Genomic DNA, 18,724 nt, shown 5'->3' on the forward strand with positions numbered 1-18,724 from the left:
CCAAGAAGTCAGCCTGGGGATGCCGCAGCTCCCCGCCCCCGCCTACCCGGCCGAGGTGCGTGCCCGGCTCGAAGCGGACGCGAAGGAGGTGATCGCCCGCTACCCCGGCAGCCGTTCGGCCCTCCTGCCGCTGCTGCACCTGGTGCAGTCCGAGGAGGGGTACGTCTCCCGTACGGGCATGGCCTTCTGCGCCGAACTCCTCGGCCTCACCACCGCCGAGGTCACCGCCGTCGCCACCTTCTACACGATGTACCGGCGCCGGCCGAGCGGCGACTACCAGGTGGGGGTCTGCACCAACACCCTGTGCGCGGTGATGGGCGGCGACGCCATCTTCGACCGGCTCAAGGACCACCTGGGCGTCGGCAACGACGAGACCACCGAGGACGGCAAGGTCACCCTCGAGCACATCGAGTGCAACGCGGCCTGCGACTTCGCGCCCGTCGTGATGGTCAACTGGGAGTTCTTCGACAACCAGACGCCGGAGAGCGCCACCCGGCTCGTCGACGACCTGATCGCCGGCCGGACCGTCGAACCCACCCGCGGCGCCCCCCTGTGCACCTACAAGGAGACGGCCCGCATCCTGGCCGGCTTCCCCGACCCCCGCCCCGGTGCCGTCGAGGCCACCGGCGGAGCGGGCGCCGCCTCCCTGATCGGGCTGAAGCTCGCCAAGGGCGAAGCAGTGGGGCAGGCCCGGGTGGTCGGCCCGCGGGGCGCGGCCCCCCGGGACACCCCGCCGCACGACCCGTCACCGACCGAGCACCTGAGCTCGCACGACGCACCGCAGCAGACATCGGCCTCCGACCCGGCGAACCCGGCCGGGCCCGCAGCCGAGGAGGGGGAGTGATGACGTTGGCAGCCGAGATCGACAGAGACGGAACCAGTCCGGAGAAGCTCCTGTCCCCCGTCCTGTCGGCGTTCTGGGACGAGCCGGAGCCCTGGACCCTGGAGACCTACCGCCGTCACGACGGCTACGAGGGACTGCGCAAGGCGCTGGCCATGTCGCCGGACGACCTCATCGCGTACGTCAAGGACTCCGGTCTGCGCGGACGCGGCGGTGCCGGCTTCCCCACCGGCATGAAGTGGCAGTTCATCCCGCAGGGCGACGGCAAGCCGCACTACCTGGTGGTCAACGCCGACGAGTCGGAGCCGGGCACCTGCAAGGACATCCCGCTCCTCTTCGCCAACCCGCACAGCCTCATCGAGGGCATCGTGATCGCCTGTTACGCGATCCGCTCCTCGCACGCCTTCATCTATCTGCGCGGCGAGGTCGTCCCCGTGCTGCGGCGGCTGCACGAGGCCGTGCGCGAGGCCTACGAGGCGGGTTATCTGGGGGCGAACATCCTGGGTTCGGGGCTCGACCTGGAACTCACGGTGCACGCGGGTGCCGGTGCGTACATCTGTGGAGAGGAAACCGCGCTGCTCGACTCGCTCGAAGGACGGCGTGGCCAGCCCCGGCTGCGTCCCCCCTTCCCCGCGGTCGCCGGTCTGTACGCCTGTCCCACTGTCGTGAACAACGTCGAGTCCATCGCCTCGGTTCCCGCGATCCTGAACCGGGGCAAGGACTGGTTCAAGTCGATGGGCAGCGAGAAGTCCCCGGGCTTCACGCTGTACTCGCTCAGCGGCCACGTCGCCGGCCCCGGGCAGTACGAGGCCCCGCTCGGCATCACCCTGCGCCAACTGCTCGACATGAGCGGCGGGATGCGGGCCGGGCACCGGCTCAAGTTCTGGACCCCGGGCGGCTCCTCCACCCCGATGTTCACCGACGAACACCTCGACGTCCCGCTGGACTACGAGGGCGTCGGCGCCGCCGGTTCCATGCTCGGCACCAAGGCCCTCCAGTGCTTCGACGAGACCACCTGCGTGGTCCGGGCCGTCACCCGGTGGACCGAGTTCTACGCCCACGAGTCCTGCGGCAAGTGCACGCCCTGCCGCGAGGGCACGTACTGGCTCGTCCAGCTGCTCCGCGACATCGAGGCCGGCAAGGGCGAGATGGCCGACCTGGACAAGCTCAACGACATCGCCGACAACATCAACGGCAAGTCCTTCTGCGCCCTCGGCGACGGCGCCGCCTCGCCGATCTTCTCCTCGCTCAAGTACTTCCGCGAGGAGTACGAGCAGCACGTCACCGGCAAGGGCTGCCCCTTCGATCCCGCCAGGTCGACCCTCTGGGCCGACGACACAGACGACACGAACGCTCACCGGGGGGTGAACGCATGACAGTCACCACGAGTGCGCCCTCCGGGGGCGGCGAGGCGGCCGTCCCGCCCGAGGACCTCGTCACGCTGACCATCGACGGCATCGAGATCAGCGTCCCCAAGGGGACCCTGGTCATCCGGGCCGCCGAACTCCTCGGCATCGAGATCCCGCGCTTCTGCGACCATCCGCTGCTCGACCCGGCGGGCGCCTGCCGGCAGTGCATCGTCGAGGTCGAGGGGCAGCGCAAGCCGATGGCCTCCTGCACCATCACCTGCACCGACGGCATGGTCGTCAAGTCGCAGATCACCTCGCCGGTCGCGGAGAAGGCCCAGAAGGGGGTGATGGAGCTCCTGCTCATCAACCACCCGCTGGACTGCCCGGTCTGCGACAAGGGCGGCGAGTGCCCCCTGCAGAACCAGGCGATGTCGCACGGCGGCACCGACTCCCGCTTCGACGGCAAGAAGCGCACCTTCGAGAAGCCGGTCCCCATCTCCCCCCAGGTGCTGCTGGACCGCGAGCGGTGCGTGCTCTGCGCACGCTGCACCCGGTTCTCCAACCAGGTGGCGGGCGACCCGATGATCGAGCTGATCGAGCGCGGGGCGCTCCAGCAGGTCGGTACGGGCGAGGGCGACCCGTTCGAGTCGTACTTCTCCGGCAACACCATCCAGATCTGCCCCGTCGGGGCGCTCACCTCGGCCGCCTACCGGTTCCGCTCCCGGCCCTTCGACCTGGTGTCGTCGCCGTCGGTCTGCGAGCACTGCGCCGGCGGCTGCGCGACCCGGACCGACCACCGCCGCGGCAAGGTCATGCGGCGGCTCGCCTCGAACGACCCCGAGGTCAACGAGGAGTGGATCTGCGACAAGGGCCGCTTCGGCTTCCGCTACGCCCAGCAGCGTGACCGGCTCACCACCCCGCTGGTCCGTAACGCGGACGGCGTGCTGGAGACGGCGAGCTGGCCCGAGGCGCTCCGGGCGGCGGCGGCGGGCCTGGCGGGCGCGCGCGGCCGGGCCGGTGTCCTCACCGGTGGCCGGCTGACCGTCGAGGACGCCTACGCGTACAGCAAGTTCGCCCGGGTCGCCCTCGGTACCAACGACATCGACTTCCGGGCCCGGCGGCACAGTGCCGAGGAGGCCGACTTCCTCGCCGCCCGGGTGGCCGGACGCGGACGGGACCTGGACGGCACCGGGGTCACCTACACCTCGCTGGAGAAGGCGCCGGCGGTCCTGCTGGTGGGCTTCGAGGCCGAGGAGGAGGCCCCCGGGGTCTTCCTGCGGCTGCGCAAGGCCCACCGCAAGGGCGGACAGCGGACGTTCGCGCTCGCCCCGTACGCCAGCCGGGGCCTCGTGAAGGCGGGCGGCACCCTGCTCCCCGCCGCGCCGGGCACCGAGACCGAGTGGCTGGACGCGCTCGCGGGCGGGGTCGGGCTGGACGCCGAAGGCGCCGCCGCGGCCGAGGCGCTGCGCGGTGAGGGCGCCGTCATCGTCGTCGGCGAGCGGCTCGCCGCCGTCCCCGGCGCGTTGACGGCCGTACTGCGCACCGCCGCGGCCACCGGCGCCACACCGGTGTGGATCCCGCGCCGGGCCGGTGAACGCGGGGCGCTGGAGGCGGGCGCGATCGCCTCGCTGCTGCCCGGCGGCCGCCCGGCGACCGACCCGCGGGCCCGTGAGGAGGTGGCGTCGCTCTGGGGCGTCGCCGGACTCCCCGCCCGACACGGCCGCGACACCGGGCAGATCGTGGAGGCCGCCGCCACCGGCGAGCTGGCCGCGCTGCTGGTCGCGGGCGTCGACCCGGAGGACCTGCCCGATCCGGCGCGGGCCGTCGAGGCCCTGGACGAGGTCGGTTTCCTGGTCTCCCTGGAGCTGCGGCCGAGCGCCGTCACCGAGCGCGCCGACGTGGTGCTGCCGGTGGCCGCCGTGGCGGAGAAGCCCGGCACCTTCCTCAACTGGGAAGGCCGGGCGCGGATGTTCGAGGCGGCGCTCAAGCCCGAGCAGCTGCCGCGGACGCTCTGCCCGACCGACGGCCGGGTGCTGCACATGCTGGCCGACGCCCTCGACGTACACCTGGCGCTGCCCGACCTGAGGGCGGCCCGCCGGGAGCTCGACCGGCTCGGCGGATGGCAGGGCTCGCACGCGGAAGACCCCCGCGAGTCCTCCCGGCCGCTGCCCCGGCCCGGCGACGGCGAAGCGGTGCTGGCCGGACACCGGTTGCTGCTCGACCGGGGCCGGCTCCAGGAGGGCGACGAGGCGCTGGCCGGTACCCGGCACGCCGCCGTCGCCCGGCTCTCCGCCGCCACCGCCGCCGAGGCCGGGGTGAAGGACGGCGACCTGCTCGCCGTCACCGGCCCGGCCGGCACCACCGAACTCCCGCTGGCCGTCACCGCGATGCCGGACCGGGTGGTCTGGGTGCCGCTCAACTCCGTCGGCCGGGGAGTCCCCGCCGACACCGGCGCGCAGCCGGGCGGCCCGGTCCGGATCCATCCGGCCACCCCGGGCTCCCGCACCGCGCCGGCGGACGCAGTCGTGACATCGGAGGTAGGAGAGTGACCGGCCTCGCCCAACTCGCCGCGGCGCCCCAGGGTGCCGTCCTGGCCGCCGAGGATCTCTCGATGTTCGGCACGGACCCGTGGTGGCTCGTCGTCGTCAAGGCGGTCTTCTGCTTCGCGTTCCTGATGGTGACGGTGCTCTTCTCCATCGTGTGGGAGCGCAAGGTCGTCGCCTGGATGCAGCTGCGCATCGGCCCCAACCGGCACGGCCCCTGGGGCATGCTCCAGTCGCTCGCCGACGGCGTGAAGCTGATGCTGAAGGAAGACGTCGTCGTCAAGCGCGCCGACAAGGTCGTCTACGTGCTCGCCCCGATCATCGCCGCCGCACCGGCGTTCATGGCGATCGCGGTGATCCCGTTCGGGCCGTCCGGCAACGAGGTGTCGATCTTCGGCCACCGTACGACGATGCAGCTCACGGACCTGCCGATCGCGATGCTGTACATCCTCGCGGTCGCCTCCGTCGGCATCTACGGCATCGTGCTGGCCGGCTGGTCCTCCGGATCGACCTACCCGCTGCTCGGCGGTCTGCGCTCGTGCGCCCAGATGATCAGCTACGAGATCGCGATGGGCGCCGCGTTCGCCTCGGTGTTCCTCTACTCCGGGTCGATGTCGACCTCGCAGATCGTCGAGGCGCAGGCGGACCGCTGGTACATCATCCTGCTGCCGGTCTCCTTCATCATCTACGTCGTCACGATGGTCGGGGAGACCAACCGCGCCCCGTTCGACATGCCCGAGTCCGAGGGCGACCTGGTCGGCGGCTTCAACACCGAGTACTCGTCGATCAAGTTCGCGATGTTCATGCTCGCCGAGTACGTCAACATGGTCACCGTCTCGGCCGTCTCCGTGACCCTGTTCCTGGGCGGCTGGCGGGCCCCGTACCCGGTCAGCACCTTCTGGGAGGGCGCGAACCACGGCTGGTGGCCGATGCTCTGGTTCGTCCTCAAGGTCCAGCTGCTCCTCTTCTTCTTCATCTGGCTGCGCGGCACCCTGCCCCGCGTCCGTTACGACCAGCTGATGAAGCTCGGCTGGAAGGTCCTGATCCCGGTCTCCGTGGTCTGGCTGATGCTGGTCGCCACGGTCCGGGCGCTGCGCAACGAGGGATACGACTTCTCCCGGATCGTGCTGTACGTCGCCGCGGCCGTGATCGCGATCCTGCTGATCTCCTTCGTCGCCGACGTCTTCCGCGACCGCAAGGCCAAGGCCGCCGAGGAGGCGGCCGGTCCCGAGCCGGCGTTCGACCCGATGGCGGGCGGATTCCCGGTGCCGCCGCTGCCCGGCCAGACCCTGCCGCCGGTGCCGCGCCGCACGCCACGCCGTGAGCGCGAGCTCGTTGTCAGTGGTGGACCGGATACTCAGAGTGACGATCGCGCGGGTAACGGAAAGGAGGCCGACGGTGTCTGAGCCATCGGAGCCCTCAGGGGACACGTTCATGAATCCGGTCGCCGGCTTCGGCGTGACCTTCAAGGCCATGTTCAGGAAGCGGCTGACCGAGCAGTACCCGGAGACGCCGAAGGTGACGGCGCCGCGCTTCCACGGCCGACACCAGCTCAACCGGCACCCGGACGGCCTGGAGAAGTGCGTCGGCTGCGAGCTGTGCGCCTGGGCCTGTCCCGCCGACGCGATCTACGTGGAGGGCGCGGACAACACCGACGAGGAGCGCTACTCCCCGGGCGAGCGCTACGGCCGCGTCTACCAGATCAACTACGCGCGCTGCATCCTGTGCGGGCTGTGCATCGAGGCGTGCCCCACCCGGGCGCTGACCATGACCAACGACTTCGAGCTGGCCAACACCACCCGCGCGAGCCTCATCTACACCAAGGACGAGCTCCTCGCCGGGCTGGAGGAGGGCATGGTCGACAGTCCGCACGCGATCTTCCCCGGCATGGACGAACAGGACTACTACCGGGGCCTGGTGACCGAGGCGGCCCCGGGCACCGAGCGCCAGAGCGCCGTCTCCAAGGGCGAGACCGAGAAGGAGGTGGACGCGTGAACGCCTCCCTGGCCGCAGCGGCCTCCGCCACCTCCACCGGTGAGGCCGTCCAGTTCTGGCTGCTCGGCACCGTCGCCGTCATCGGGGCGCTCTCCACGGTCCTGATGAAGAAGGCGGTGCACAGCGCGCTGTCGCTCGCCGGCACCATGATCGTGCTGGCGGTCTTCTACCTCGCCAACGGCGCCTACTTCCTGGGCATCGTGCAGATCGTCGTCTACACCGGCGCGATCATGATGCTGTTCCTCTTCGTCGTCATGCTCGTCGGCGTCACGGCCGCGGACTCCCTGAAGGAGACCATCAAGGGCCAGCGCTGGCTGGCCGCCGGCTGCGGGCTCGGCTTCGGCGTCCTGCTGATCGCCGGGATCGGCCAGGCCTCGCTGCGCAGCTACAACGGCCTCGGTGCCGCCAACGCCCTGCACGGCGGCAACGTCGAGGGGCTGGCCAACCTCATCTTCACCAAGTACGTCTTCGCGTTCGAGATCACCGGCGCCCTGCTGATCACGGCGACCGTCGGCGCGATGCTGCTCACCCACCGCGAGCGCACCGAACGTGCCAAGACCCAGCGGGAGCTGTCCCAGGAGCGGGTGCGCAGCAGCCACCTGCCGCCGCTGCCGGCCCCCGGTGTCTACGCCCGGCACAACGCCGTGGACATCGCCGGTCTGCTCCCGGACGGCACCCCGTCCGAGCTGACGGTCATGCAGACACTGCGCCGCCGCGGCCAGATCCGTGACGTGTCCGGCGAGGCGCTCGCCGACCTCAAGGCGCTGGAACAGCGCTCCGGCGAGCGGCTGGGCCGCGGCCTCGCGGACCGTGCCGAAGCGTCCGAGGAACACGCAGAAGAAGGGGAGGAGGTCGCCAAGTGAATCCGGTCAACTACCTCTACCTCGCGGCCCTTTTGTTCACGATCGGCGCCTCCGGGGTGCTGATCAGGCGGAACGCGATCGTGGTGTTCATGTGCATCGAGCTGATGCTCAACGCCTGCAATCTCGCGCTCGTCTCGTTCTCCCGGATGCACGGCAACCTCGACGGCCAGATCCTCGCCTTCTTCACGATGGTCGTCGCCGCCGCGGAGGTCGTGGTCGGGCTCGCGATCATCGTGTCGCTGTTCCGCTCCCGCCACTCGGCCTCGGTCGACGACGCCAGCCTGATGAAGCTGTAAGGGGTCGCAGTCGTGGAAAACCTGATCGCGCTGCTGGTCGCGGCGCCCTTGCTCGGAGCGGCGGTCCTGCTCTGCGGCGGCCGCCGGCTCGACCGGTCCGGACACTGGATCGGTACGGTGCTCGCCGCCGCGTCCTTCGTCGTCGGTGCGGTGCTCTTCACCGACATGCTGGGCAAGGGCGCCGAGGACCGCGCCCTGCACCAGAAACTCTTCAGCTGGATCCCCGTCGAGGGCTTCCAGGCCGACGTGGCCTTCCAGCTCGACCAACTGTCGATGACGTTCGTCCTGCTGATCACGGGTGTGGGCACGCTGATCCACATCTACTCCATCGGCTACATGGAGCACGACGAGCGCCGCCGCCGCTTCTTCGGCTATCTGAACCTGTTCCTCGCGGCGATGCTCATCCTCGTCATCGCCGACAACTACCTGCTGCTGTACGTCGGGTGGGAGGGCGTCGGCCTGGCGTCGTACCTGCTCATCGGCTTCTGGCAGCACAAGCCCAGCGCGGCGACCGCGGCGAAGAAGGCCTTCCTGGTCAACCGGGTCGGCGACATCGGGCTGTCCATCGCGATCATGCTGATGTTCACCACCTTCGGCACCTTCGCCTTCGGGCCGGTGCTGGAGGCCACCGGGGACACGAGCGAGGGCAAGCTCACCGCGATCGGCCTGATGCTGCTCCTCGCGGCCTGCGGCAAGTCCGCCCAGGTACCGCTGCAGTCCTGGCTGGGTGACGCGATGGAGGGCCCGACCCCGGTCTCGGCCCTCATCCACGCCGCCACCATGGTGACCGCGGGCGTCTACCTGATCGTCCGCTCCGGCGCGATCTTCAACGCCGCCCCCGACGCCCAACTGGTCGTCACGATCGTCGGTGCGGTCACACTGCTCTTCGGTGCGATCGTCGGTTGCGCGAAGGACGACATCAAGAAGGCCCTCGCCGGGTCGACGATGTCGCAGATCGGCTACATGATCCTCGCCGCGGGCCTCGGCCCCATCGGCTACGTCTTCGCGATCATGCACCTGGTGACGCACGGCTTCTTCAAGGCGGGCCTCTTCCTCGGCGCCGGTTCGGTCATGCACGGCATGAACGACGAGGTGGACATGCGGAGGTACGGCGGCCTGCGGAAGTACATGCCGGTCACCTTCGTCACCTTCGGCCTCGGCTACCTCGCGATCATCGGCTTCCCCGGCCTGTCGGGCTTCTTCTCCAAGGACAAGATCATCGAGGCCGCGTTCGCGAAGGGCGGCACCGAGGGCTGGATCCTCGGTTCCGTGGCCCTGCTGGGCGCCGCGATCACCGCGTTCTACATGACGCGGGTGATGCTGATGACCTTCTTCGGCGAGGAGCGCTGGCGCCACGCGGCCACCCCGTCACCGGACGAGCCCGACGTGGAGCCCGCTGCCGCGACGGGCGAGCCGCACCCGCACGAGTCGCCGAAGTCCATGACGATCCCGATGATCGTGCTGGCCTTCGGATCGGTCTTCGCCGGCGGGCTCTTCTCGGTCGGCGACCGGTTCCTGCACTGGCTGGAGCCCGTCACCGGACACGACCACGGCCACGCCCCGGTCAGCGCGACCACCGTCACGGCGGCCACCATGGTGGTCCTCGTCATCGGTGTCGCCGTCGCCTGGGCGATGTACGGGCGCAAGCCGGTCCCGGCCGTCGCCCCGCGCGGCTCGCTGCTCACCCGGGCGGCCCGCCGCGACCTGCTCCAGGACGACTTCAACCACGTCGTCCTGGTCCGCGGCGGCGAGCACCTCACCCGGTCCCTGGTCTACGTCGACCACACCCTGGTCGACGGCGTCGTCAACGGCACGGCCGCCTCGATGGGCGGGCTCTCCGGCCGGCTGCGCAAGCTGCAGAACGGCTACGCCCGCTCCTACGCGGTCTCGATGTTCGGCGGTACGGCGGTACTCATCGCCGCGACCCTGCTGATGAGGGCGGTCTGATCCCATGTCCTTTCCCCTCCTGACAGCGACGGCGGCCCTGCCGGCGGTCGGCGCGATCGTCACCGCCGCCGTCCCGGCCGGGCGCCGCACCGCCGCCAAATGGACGGCGCTGCTCTTCTCCCTGGGTACCCTCGTCCTCGCGGGCCTGGTCTTCGCCCGCTTCGAACCCGGCGGCGACCGCTACCAGCTCACCGAGTCGCACCCCTGGATCGCGGACTTCGGCGTCCGGTACGACCTCGGGGTCGACGGCATCGGGGTGGCGCTCCTCGGACTCACCGCGCTGCTGATCCCCTTCGTCCTGCTGGCCGGCTGGCACGACGCCGACCCCCTGGAGACGCACTCCAGCCGCTGGCGCCCCACCCAGGGCTTCTTCGCCCTGATCCTGATGGTGGAGGCGATGGTGATCCTCTCCTTCGAGGCCACCGACGTCTTCCTCTTCTACATCCTCTTCGAGGCCATGCTCATCCCGATGTACTTCCTCATCGGCGGCTTCGGGGACCGGGCGCACGCGGGCAGCGAGGAGAACGCGGCGGCCCAGCGCAGCTACGCGGCCGTCAAGTTCCTCCTCTACAACCTGGCCGGCGGGCTCATCATGCTGGCCGCCGTCATCGGCCTCTACGTCGTCGCCGGAAGCTTCTCGCTCTCGGAGATCGCCGAGGCACGGGCCAACGGCTCGCTGGAGATGGCCGGCAGCACCGAGAAGTGGCTCTTCCTCGGCTTCTTCTTCGCCTTCGCGGTCAAGGCCCCGCTCTGGCCGCTGCACACCTGGCTGCCCAACGCCATGGGCGAGGCGACCACCCCGGTCGCCGTCCTGATCACCGCGGTCGTCGACAAGGTCGGCACCTTCGCGATGCTCCGCTACTGCCTCCAGCTCTTCCCGGAGGCCAGCAAGTGGGCGACGCCGGTGATCCTGGTGCTGGCCCTGGTCTCCATCATCTACGGGGCGCTGCTCGCCGTCGGCCAGCGCGACATCAAGCGGCTCATCGCCTACGCGTCGATCTCGCACTTCGGCTTCATCGTGCTGGGCATCTTCGCGATGACCAGCCAGGGACAGTCGGGCGCCACGCTCTACATGGTCAACCACGGGATCTCGACCGCCGCGCTGATGCTCGTCGCCGGATTCCTGATCACCCGTCGGGGCTCGCGCCTGATCGCCGACTACGGCGGGGTGCAGAAGGTGGCGCCGGTGCTGGCCGGCACCTTCCTGATCGGCGGTCTCGCCACCCTCTCGCTGCCCGGACTCGCCCCCTTCGTCAGTGAGTTCCTGGTCCTGGTCGGCGCGTTCAGCGCGTATCCGGTGGTCGGCATCGTGGCCACGGTGGGCATCGTGCTCGCCGCGCTCTACGTCCTCGTCCTCTACCAGCGGACGATGACGGGGCCGGTCCGGGAGAGCGTGCGGGCCATGCCCGACCTCAGGGTCCGTGAGCTGGCCGTGGCCCTTCCGCTGATCGCCCTGCTGATCTTCCTGGGCGTCTTCCCGAAGCCGGTCACCGACGTCGTCAACCCGGCGGTGCAGCACACCATGCAGGACGTACAGAAGAAGGACCCCCAGCCCGAGGTGGAGGCCGCCAAGTGAGCGCAACAGCTGTCCACAGCCTGTGGACGACGGCGGGCGAGGTGACATCTGCGGCGCCGGGTGACCGCTTCACCGCGCCGACCATCGAGTACGCCCAACTGGCGCCCGTCCTGATCGTGGTCGGCGTCGCCGTCCTGGGCGTCCTGGTCGAGGCCTTCGTCCCGCGGCGCGCCCGGTACACCACCCAGGTGTTCCTGACGGTCGTCGCCCTCGCGGCGTCGTTCGCCGCGGTCATCGGCCTCGCGGCCGACGGATACGCCACCAAGAGCGCGCACATCGCCGCCATGGGGGCCATCGCCGTCGACGGCCCGGCCCTCTTCCTCCAGGGCACGATCCTTCTCGTCTCGATGGTGTCCGTCTTCACTTTCGCCGAGCGGCGCCTGGAACCGGCTCCACACGGCGACGGGGTATCCCCTGCCGGGACGAAGTCGAGAGCCTGGGGAAGGGTCGACTCCTTCGCCGCCCAGGCCGGTTCGGTTCCCGGCAGCGACAGCGAGAAGGCCGCGGTCAAGGCCGGGTTCACCACCACCGAGGTCTTCCCGCTGCTCCTGTTCTCGGTGGCGGGCATGCTGGTCTTCCCCGCCGCCAACGACCTGCTGACGCTCTTCATCGCGCTGGAGGTCTTCTCCCTCCCGCTCTACCTCCTGTGCGCCGTCGCCCGCCGCAAGCGGCTGATGTCGCAGGAGGCCGCGGTGAAGTACTTCCTGCTCGGCTCCTTCTCCTCGGCGTTCCTGCTCTTCGGGATCGCCCTGCTCTACGGCTACGCGGGCACCGTCTCGTACGCGGGCATCGCGGGCGTGGTCGACGGCGACATCCAGGACATCGACCCGGCACTCGCCGACACCATGGGCAACGACGCGCTGCTGCTCATCGGCGGCGCGATGATCCTGATGGGCCTCTTCTTCAAGGTCGGCGCCGTGCCGTTCCACATGTGGACCCCGGACGTCTACCAGGGCGCCCCCACGCCGGTCACCGGCTTCATGGCCGCGGCCACCAAGGTCGCCGCGTTCGGCGCCCTGCTGCGCCTGCTGTACGTGGTGCTGCCGGGCCTCACCTGGGACCTGCGCCCCGTCATGTGGGGCGTGGCCATCGTCACGATGGTGGGCGGCGCGGTCGTCGCGATCACCCAGACCGACATCAAGCGGCTGCTGGCCTACTCCTCGATCGCGCACGCCGGCTTCATCCTGGCCGGTGTCATCGCGGCCAGCCCGGACGGCATCTCGTCGGTCCTCTTCTACCTGGGCGTGTACTCCTTCGTGACGGTCGGCGCCTTCGCCGTCGTCACCCTGGTGCGCGACGCGGGCGGCGAGGCGACGCACCTGTCGAAGTGGGCCGGGCTCGGCCGCCGCTCGCCGCTGACCGCCGCGGTCTTCGCGGTCTTCCTGCTGTCCTTCGCCGGCATCCCGCTCACCTCGGGCTTCTCCGGCAAGTTCGCCGTCTTCAAGGCGGCGGCGGACGGCGGTGCGGCTCCGCTGGTCGTGGTCGGTGTGATCTCCTCGGCCATCGCCGCGTTCTTCTACATCCGGGTCATCGTCCTGATGTTCTTCAGCGAGCCGAAGGCGGACGGCCCCACGGTCGCCGTCCCGTCCCCGCTGACGATGACCACGATCGCCGTCGGGGTCGCCGTGACCCTGGTGCTCGGTCTGGCCCCGCAGTACTTCCTGGACCTGGCGAGCCAGGCCGGAGGGTTCGTGCGGTAACGGGACGAACACACCGCGACGCCGGACGGGCAGGGACGAAAGTCAAGCCCGTCCGGCGTTGTCGTAGGCGGCGCCTATGGTTGCCGGTGACGGGTGAAGACGGACGGACGGGCGCGACCATGAGTGTGACGACCGAGAGCGCTGCGCAGCAGACGCTGCACCGGGTATTCGGGTACGAGGCGTTCCGCGGCGAGCAGGGTGCCGTGATCGACCATGTGGTCGCGGGTGGCGACGCGGTCGTCCTGATGCCCACCGGCGGTGGCAAGTCCCTCTGCTACCAGATCCCCGCCCTGGTCAGGCCCGGCACCGGCATCGTGATCTCCCCGCTGATCGCCCTCATGCAGGACCAGGTGGACGCCCTGCGGGCCCTCGGTGTCCGCGCCGGCTTCATGAACTCCACCCAGGACTTCGACGAGCGCCGCTCGATGGAGGCCCAGTTCCTGGCGGGCGAGCTGGACCTGCTGTACCTGGCCCCCGAGCGGCTGCGTCTGGACTCCACCCTCGGGCTGCTCGCCCGCGGCGAGATCTCCGTGTTCGCCATCGACGAGGCGCACTGCGTCGCCCAGTGGGGCCACGACTTCCGCCCCGACTACCTGGCCCTGTCGGTGCTGGGGGAGCGCTGGCCCGATGTGCCGCGTATCGCGCTGACGGCCACGGCGACCGACGCCACCCACCAGGAGATCACCCAGCGCCTCGGGATGCCCGAGGCGAAGCACTTCGTCGCCAGTTTCGACCGCCCCAACATCCAGTACCGGGTCGTGGGGAAGTCCGACCCGAAGAAGCAGCTGCTCACCTTCCTCAAGGAGGAGCACGCGGGGGACGCGGGCATCGTCTACTGCCTCTCGCGCAACGCGACGGAGAAGACCGCCGAGTACCTCTGCCGCAACGGCATCGAGGCCGTGCCGTACCACGCGGGCCTGGACGCCGGGACGCGCGCCGCCCACCAGTCGCGCTTCCTGCGCGAGGAGGGCCTGGTCGTCGTCGCGACGATCGCCTTCGGCATGGGCATCGACAAGCCGGACGTCCGCTTCGTCGCCCACCTCGACCTGCCCAAGTCCGTCGAGGGCTATTACCAGGAGACCGGCCGGGCGGGCCGTGACGGGGCGCCGTCCACCGCCTGGATGGCGTACGGCCTCCAGGACGTCGTCCAGCAGCGCAAGCTGATCCAGGGCGGGGAGGGCGACGAGGCGTTCCGGCGCCGGGCGTCCGCGCACCTCGACTCGATGCTGGCGCTCTGCGAGACCGTGCGGTGCCGCCGGGCCCAGCTCCTGACGTACTTCGGCCAGGCGCCCTCCGAGGAGGCCTGCGGCAACTGCGACACCTGCCTCAGCCCGCCGGAGACCTGGGACGGCACGGTGGTCGCGCAGAAGCTGCTGTCCACCGTCGTCCGGCTGAAGCGCGAGCGGAACCAGAAGTTCGGGGCCGGGCAGATCATCGACATCCTGCTGGGACGCAAGACGGCGAAGGTCATCCAGTTCGACCACGACCAGCTCTCCGTGTTCGGCATCGGCGAGGAGCTGGCCGAGGCGGAGTGGCGGGGCGTGGTGCGCCAGCTGCTGGCCCAGGGGCTGCTCGCGGTCGAGGGCGAGTACGGCACGCTGGTGCTGACCGAAGCGAGCGGTTCGGTGCTCGGCCGGGAGCGCGAGGTGCTGCTCCGCAAGGAGCCGAAGAGGCCGACGGCCAAGACGTCCGCCCGGGGCGAGCGCAAGGGCAAGCAGGCCCCCGTGGACCTCCCGGCCGAGGCGGTCCCGGTCTTCGAGGCGCTGCGCGCCTGGCGCGGGGCCCAGGCGAAGGAGCTGGGCCTCCCGGCCTACGTGATCTTCCACGACGCGACGCTGCGCGAGATCGCGGCCCTGCGACCCGGTTCCCTGGCGGAGCTGGGCGGGGTCAGCGGCCTGGGCGAGAAGAAGCTCGCGACGTACGGCGAGGGGGTCCTGGAGGTGCTGTCCGGGCTGGACGCCCCCGAGGGGCTGGACGCCCCGGAGCCGGCCCCCACGGCCGTCCCGGCCGCGGTCCCGCAGCAGGCACCGGCACCGCGTGCACCGGCGGAGCCGGCCGCCCCCGCACGGGCGGCGGCCGAGGAGGACCGGCACCTCGGCTGGGACGAGGAGCCGCCTGAGTTCGACTGACCCGCGAAGGACCTGACGGAAGGACCTGACGGAAGGTCGTGACGGAAGGTCCTGACGGAGGGCCCTTACGCCGGGTGCTCCGGGCCGGGCGCCCGGCGGTACACGACGAGAGGGGCCGCGTACCGCCGGGGCACCCCGAGGAGTCACCCGGCCGGCACGATCCGCCCGGTCACCTCGCCCAGCCCCACCCGCGTCCCGTGCGGTCCCGGCGCCCAGGCGGTCAGCGTGACCGTGTCCCCGTCCTCCAGGAACGTCCGCTCGCCGTCGGGCAGGTCCAGCGGGTCGCGGCCGTTCCAGGTGAGTTCGAGCAGGGACCCGCGCTCGCCCGGCTCCGCGCCGCTGACCGTGCCGGAACCGTAGAGGTCACCGGTGCGCAGCGAGGCGCCGTTCACCGTCATCTGCGCCAGTTGCTGGGCCGCCGTCCAGTACATGGAGGCGAAGGGCGGCTCGGCGACGGTCCGCCCGTTGACCGCGACCTGGATCCGGATGTCGAAGCCGCCCGGCTCCTCGTCGTCCGCGTCCTCCAGATAGGGCAGCAGCGGGAAGTCCCGGGCCGGCGGCGCGGTACGGGCGGCGTCCAGCGCCTCCAGCGGGGTCACCCACGCCGACACGGAGGTGGCGAAGGACTTGCCGAGGAAGGGGCCCAGCGGAACGTACTCCCACGCCTGGATGTCCCGGGCCGACCAGTCGTTGAGCAGGCAGAGCCCGAAGACGTGCTCCCGGAAGTCGCCGAGCGCGACGGGGGCGCCCTGCTCGGACGGGACGCCGACGACGAAGCCGACCTCCGCCTCGATGTCCAGCTTCACCGACGGTCCGAAGACGGGCGCCGGGTCCGCGGGCGCCTTGCGCTGCCCCGAGGGCCGCACCACGTCCGTGCCGGAGACCACGACGGTGCCGGCCCTCCCGTGGTAACCGATCGGCAGGTGCTTCCAGTTGGGGGTGAGCGCGTCGCCGTCGGGACGGAAGATCTTCCCGACGTTGGTGGCGTGGTGCTCGCTGGCGTAGAAGTCGACGTAGTCGGCGACCTCGTACGGCAGGTGCAGCGTCACCGACTCGATCGGATAGAGCAGCGGCTCGATGTCCGGGCGGTGCGCGGGCACGGACACCCAGGCGGTCAGCGCGCGCCGGACGTCACGCCAGGCGGTGCGCCCGGCCGCCAGCAGCGGCGTCAGGCTCGGCTGTGCCAGCAGCTGGGCGTAGGGCGAACCGAGCGCGTGCGCGGCCGCCCCCGCGTCCAGCACATGGCCGCCGATACGGACACCGACCCTGCGGTCCGCCGGGTGTTCGGGGGTGGAGAACACGCCGTACGGAAGGTTGTGCGGACCGAAGGGGTCGCCCTCGGCCAGATCGAGCGGGCTGCTCTGCTCGGGCATCTGTTGCTGCCTCGCTTTCCAGGTCGCTTGAGGGTCACACGTTACGTCGGCGCCACCACCCGGCGGCATGCCTCAACGACGCGTAATGCCCGGAAAGTTACCCGATAACCGCGTTCAGCCGGCCGTCCGCGGAATCCTCTTCTCCCAGGTCCGGTGGAAGACGACCTCACCACCGTCCCGGCACACGACCTCGTTGGACGTGATGAAGTCGTGCGCGTCCGCGGAGGTCTCCGAACGCGTCTCGACCCGCACGTCCCAGGCCATCTCGGGGCGGTGCAGCCGGATCGTCCAGTCGGAGCGCGCCCGGGCCGACAGCGGGTCGTCCTCCTGGATCGTGTACGTCTCCACGGCGTCCTCGGTGAACTCCAGGCCGTCCGGGTAGACCCGGGTGCCGCCGTAGCGCGGGTCGACCTCCAGGCGCCACTCGCCCTTGGCCACGTCCCGGACCACCAGCCGCTCCGGGCGCTGTTCGTCGAGGGTGGCCGGGTACACGACACCCAGCGGCTCCGACTGCTCCGGTTCGCCGAAGGTGATCCCCGGGTCCTCGGTGTGCCGGCGCACCGGCAGCTCGACGAGGCTGCCGTCGGCCTCCAGGGTGAAGCCCGCCGAACCGGCCTGCGGCCAGATCCACGGCCAGTACGAGGAGGAGACGGCGATCCGGATGCGGTGGCCGCGCGGGAAGGTGTGGCCGATGCCGTTCAGCTCGAAGGTCACGTCCTCGGTCTCCCCGACGGGCCAGTCCTCCGCGCGGTCGCGCCCGTTGCGGGCCGCCAGGTTGAGCGCCCCCCGGGTCACCAGCGTGGAGGCGCCGTCCGGGGCCACGTCGCAGAGCCGGGCGATCACCTGGCCGCGCGGCACGTCCAGCCGCAGCCGAAGCCGCACCCGGGGCCGTCCCAGGATCTCGACGGGGCCGTCCTCGACGGGGAACTCGAAGCACACCGACTTGGCGTCCTCGTCGCGCTGGTCCGGCGGCAGGTCCGCGTCGTTGCCGAACGGGAAGAAGCGGCCGGCGTCCAGCCCGGTCTGCTGCGGCGACCGGACGATCTGCGCGCCGCCCGCCAGCGCGTACGCCACCGGGGTCACGTTCTCCGAGGGCCAGGAGGCGTCGCCGACCCAGCGGCCCGGCAGCGTCTCGTAGACCGTGGCCGGGCGGTGCGAGCCGCTGATCCAGGAGCGCAGCAGGGGCTCGGTCATCACTCCGGTGTCCTTGCCCTTGAGGTGCTGGTCCCACCAGCGCAGCGTCTCCTGGAGGAAGCCGATCGCGGGCCCCGGCGGCAGCCCCCGGTCCGGGTACTGGTGCGACCAGGGGCCGATCAGCCCGCGCACCTGCCCCGGGTCCAGGTGCTCCACGAGCCGCAGGACGGTGTCGCGGTACGGGTCGTGCCAGCCGCCGACCGCCAGGACCTTCGCCTTGATCGCGCCGTAGTCCTCGCAGACGCTGCCGTGCTTCCAGTAGTCGTCGCGGGACTGGTGGGCCAGCCAGGTGTGGATGAACGGGTCGACGGCCTCCAGGCGGTCCAGCCACATCTGCCGCCAGTCGTCGCCGACGTCCGCCGGGTCCGGCGGGCGGGAGACGAAGGCCAGCATGGTGGAGGCCCAGGCGTGCATGTCGACGCCCAGGACGGAGCCGCCCATGTAGTGGACGTCGTTGTCGTAGCGGTCGTCGGCCGAGCAGACCGTGACGATCGCCTTCAGCGGTTCGGGGGCGAGCGCGGCGATCTGGAGCGAGTTGAAGCCGCCCCAGGAGATGCCGAACATGCCGACCCGGCCCGAGCACCACTCCTGCTGGGCGAGCCAGTGCACGACGGCCACCCCGTCGGCGAGCTCCGTCGCGTCGTACTCGTCGCCCGGCAGCCCCTCGCTGTTGCCGTGCCCGCGCACGTCGACACGCACGGAGGCGTAGCCGTGGCCGGCGTACCAGGGGTGGCGCTGCCAGTCGCGGGGAGCCGTCCAGTCGCTGAGCCGGTAGGGCAGGTACTCCAGCAGCGCGGGCACCGGTTCGTCGGTGACCGGCCGCCAGATCCTGGCGTACAGCTGGGTGCCGTCCGACAGGGGGATGTAGAGGTCTTCGTGGGTGGTCTCGTACGGGAACTCGGTGCGGATCTGCATGGT

General features: G+C 70.9%; 13 protein-coding genes. 11 read left to right on the forward strand and 2 right to left on the reverse strand.

Annotation, left to right across the window (positions count from 1 at the left end):
* Positions 1-19 precede the first annotated feature (19 nt).
* The 11 genes from nuoE (at position 20) to recQ (ending at position 15,239) form a co-directional block, all read left to right on the forward strand.
* Positions 20-844 carry an NADH-quinone oxidoreductase subunit NuoE gene (nuoE, locus tag SACTE_RS19300; protein WP_019993353.1) on the forward strand — a complete coding sequence of 275 codons (825 nt, stop codon included), beginning with the start codon at positions 20-22 and terminating at the stop codon, positions 842-844.
* Positions 841-2,217 carry an NADH-quinone oxidoreductase subunit NuoF gene (nuoF, locus tag SACTE_RS19305; RefSeq protein ID WP_176724360.1) on the forward strand — a complete coding sequence of 459 codons (1,377 nt, stop codon included), beginning with the start codon at positions 841-843 and terminating at the stop codon, positions 2,215-2,217. Before nuoE ends, nuoF begins: the two co-directional genes overlap by 4 nt.
* A complete protein-coding gene (locus SACTE_RS19310; protein ID WP_014047701.1) occupies positions 2,214-4,739 on the forward strand; it encodes an NADH-quinone oxidoreductase subunit G in 2,526 nt (841 codons plus the stop codon). Before nuoF ends, SACTE_RS19310 begins: the two co-directional genes overlap by 4 nt.
* On the forward strand, positions 4,736-6,139 hold the full coding sequence (gene nuoH / locus SACTE_RS19315) for an NADH-quinone oxidoreductase subunit NuoH (RefSeq protein WP_014047702.1): 1,404 nt from the start codon (positions 4,736-4,738) through the stop codon (positions 6,137-6,139). The genes SACTE_RS19310 and nuoH overlap by 4 nt, the downstream gene beginning before the upstream one ends.
* A gap of 28 nt (positions 6,140-6,167) precedes the next feature.
* The gene (gene nuoI, locus SACTE_RS19320) at positions 6,168-6,728 is read left to right on the forward strand and encodes an NADH-quinone oxidoreductase subunit NuoI (protein WP_019993352.1); all 561 of its coding nucleotides are present in this window, start codon (positions 6,168-6,170) and stop codon (positions 6,726-6,728) included.
* Positions 6,725-7,591: an NADH-quinone oxidoreductase subunit J gene (locus tag SACTE_RS19325; protein WP_014047704.1), complete on the forward strand. Its 867-nt coding sequence runs from the start codon at positions 6,725-6,727 to the stop codon at positions 7,589-7,591. The genes nuoI and SACTE_RS19325 overlap by 4 nt, the downstream gene beginning before the upstream one ends.
* Positions 7,588-7,887 (forward strand): NADH-quinone oxidoreductase subunit NuoK, encoded by a 300-nt coding sequence (nuoK, locus tag SACTE_RS19330; protein ID WP_014047705.1) that lies wholly within the window; start codon positions 7,588-7,590, stop codon positions 7,885-7,887. Before SACTE_RS19325 ends, nuoK begins: the two co-directional genes overlap by 4 nt.
* A gap of 12 nt (positions 7,888-7,899) precedes the next feature.
* Positions 7,900-9,834, forward strand: coding sequence for an NADH-quinone oxidoreductase subunit L (nuoL, locus tag SACTE_RS19335; protein ID WP_014047706.1), 1,935 nt, complete (start codon positions 7,900-7,902; stop codon positions 9,832-9,834).
* 4 nt (positions 9,835-9,838) lie between these two features.
* Positions 9,839-11,410, forward strand: coding sequence for an NADH-quinone oxidoreductase subunit M (locus SACTE_RS19340; RefSeq protein WP_014047707.1), 1,572 nt, complete (start codon positions 9,839-9,841; stop codon positions 11,408-11,410).
* Positions 11,407-13,110, forward strand: a complete 1,704-nt coding sequence (gene nuoN / locus SACTE_RS19345) for an NADH-quinone oxidoreductase subunit NuoN (protein WP_014047708.1) — start codon at positions 11,407-11,409, stop codon at positions 13,108-13,110. The genes SACTE_RS19340 and nuoN overlap by 4 nt, the downstream gene beginning before the upstream one ends.
* 119 nt (positions 13,111-13,229) lie before the next feature.
* The gene (gene recQ / locus SACTE_RS19350; protein WP_014047709.1) at positions 13,230-15,239 is read left to right on the forward strand and encodes a DNA helicase RecQ; all 2,010 of its coding nucleotides are present in this window, start codon (positions 13,230-13,232) and stop codon (positions 15,237-15,239) included.
* Between the two features lie 143 nt (positions 15,240-15,382).
* Here the strand turns inward: recQ and fahA are convergent, their stop codons facing one another.
* Both fahA and SACTE_RS19360 read right to left on the reverse strand, forming a co-directional pair.
* The gene (gene fahA / locus SACTE_RS19355; protein WP_014047710.1) at positions 15,383-16,612 is read right to left on the reverse strand and encodes a fumarylacetoacetase; all 1,230 of its coding nucleotides are present in this window, start codon (positions 16,610-16,612) and stop codon (positions 15,383-15,385) included.
* Between the two features lie 114 nt (positions 16,613-16,726).
* On the reverse strand, positions 16,727-18,721 hold the full coding sequence (locus SACTE_RS19360; protein WP_014047711.1) for a CocE/NonD family hydrolase: 1,995 nt from the start codon (positions 18,719-18,721) through the stop codon (positions 16,727-16,729).
* Positions 18,722-18,724 lie beyond the last annotated feature (3 nt).

Origin of the sequence: Streptomyces sp. SirexAA-E (assembly GCF_000177195.2) — a bacterium.
Taxonomy (GTDB): Bacteria; Actinomycetota; Actinomycetes; order Streptomycetales; family Streptomycetaceae; genus Streptomyces; species Streptomyces flavovirens.

Excerpts from the sequence above, each read along its gene's own strand:
- nuoE (WP_019993353.1), top strand. The coding sequence starts at position 20 with ATGCCGCAGCTCCCCGCCCCCGCCTACCCGGCCGAGGTGCGTGCCCGG.
- SACTE_RS19310 (WP_014047701.1), top strand. The coding sequence starts at position 2,214 with ATGACAGTCACCACGAGTGCGCCCTCCGGGGGCGGCGAGGCGGCCGTC.
- nuoI (WP_019993352.1), top strand. The coding sequence starts at position 6,168 with ATGAATCCGGTCGCCGGCTTCGGCGTGACCTTCAAGGCCATGTTCAGG.
- SACTE_RS19340 (WP_014047707.1), top strand. The coding sequence starts at position 9,839 with ATGTCCTTTCCCCTCCTGACAGCGACGGCGGCCCTGCCGGCGGTCGGC.
- recQ (WP_014047709.1), top strand. The coding sequence starts at position 13,230 with ATGAGTGTGACGACCGAGAGCGCTGCGCAGCAGACGCTGCACCGGGTA.
- fahA (WP_014047710.1), bottom strand. The coding sequence starts at position 16,612 with ATGCCCGAGCAGAGCAGCCCGCTCGATCTGGCCGAGGGCGACCCCTTC.
- SACTE_RS19360 (WP_014047711.1), bottom strand. The coding sequence starts at position 18,721 with ATGCAGATCCGCACCGAGTTCCCGTACGAGACCACCCACGAAGACCTC.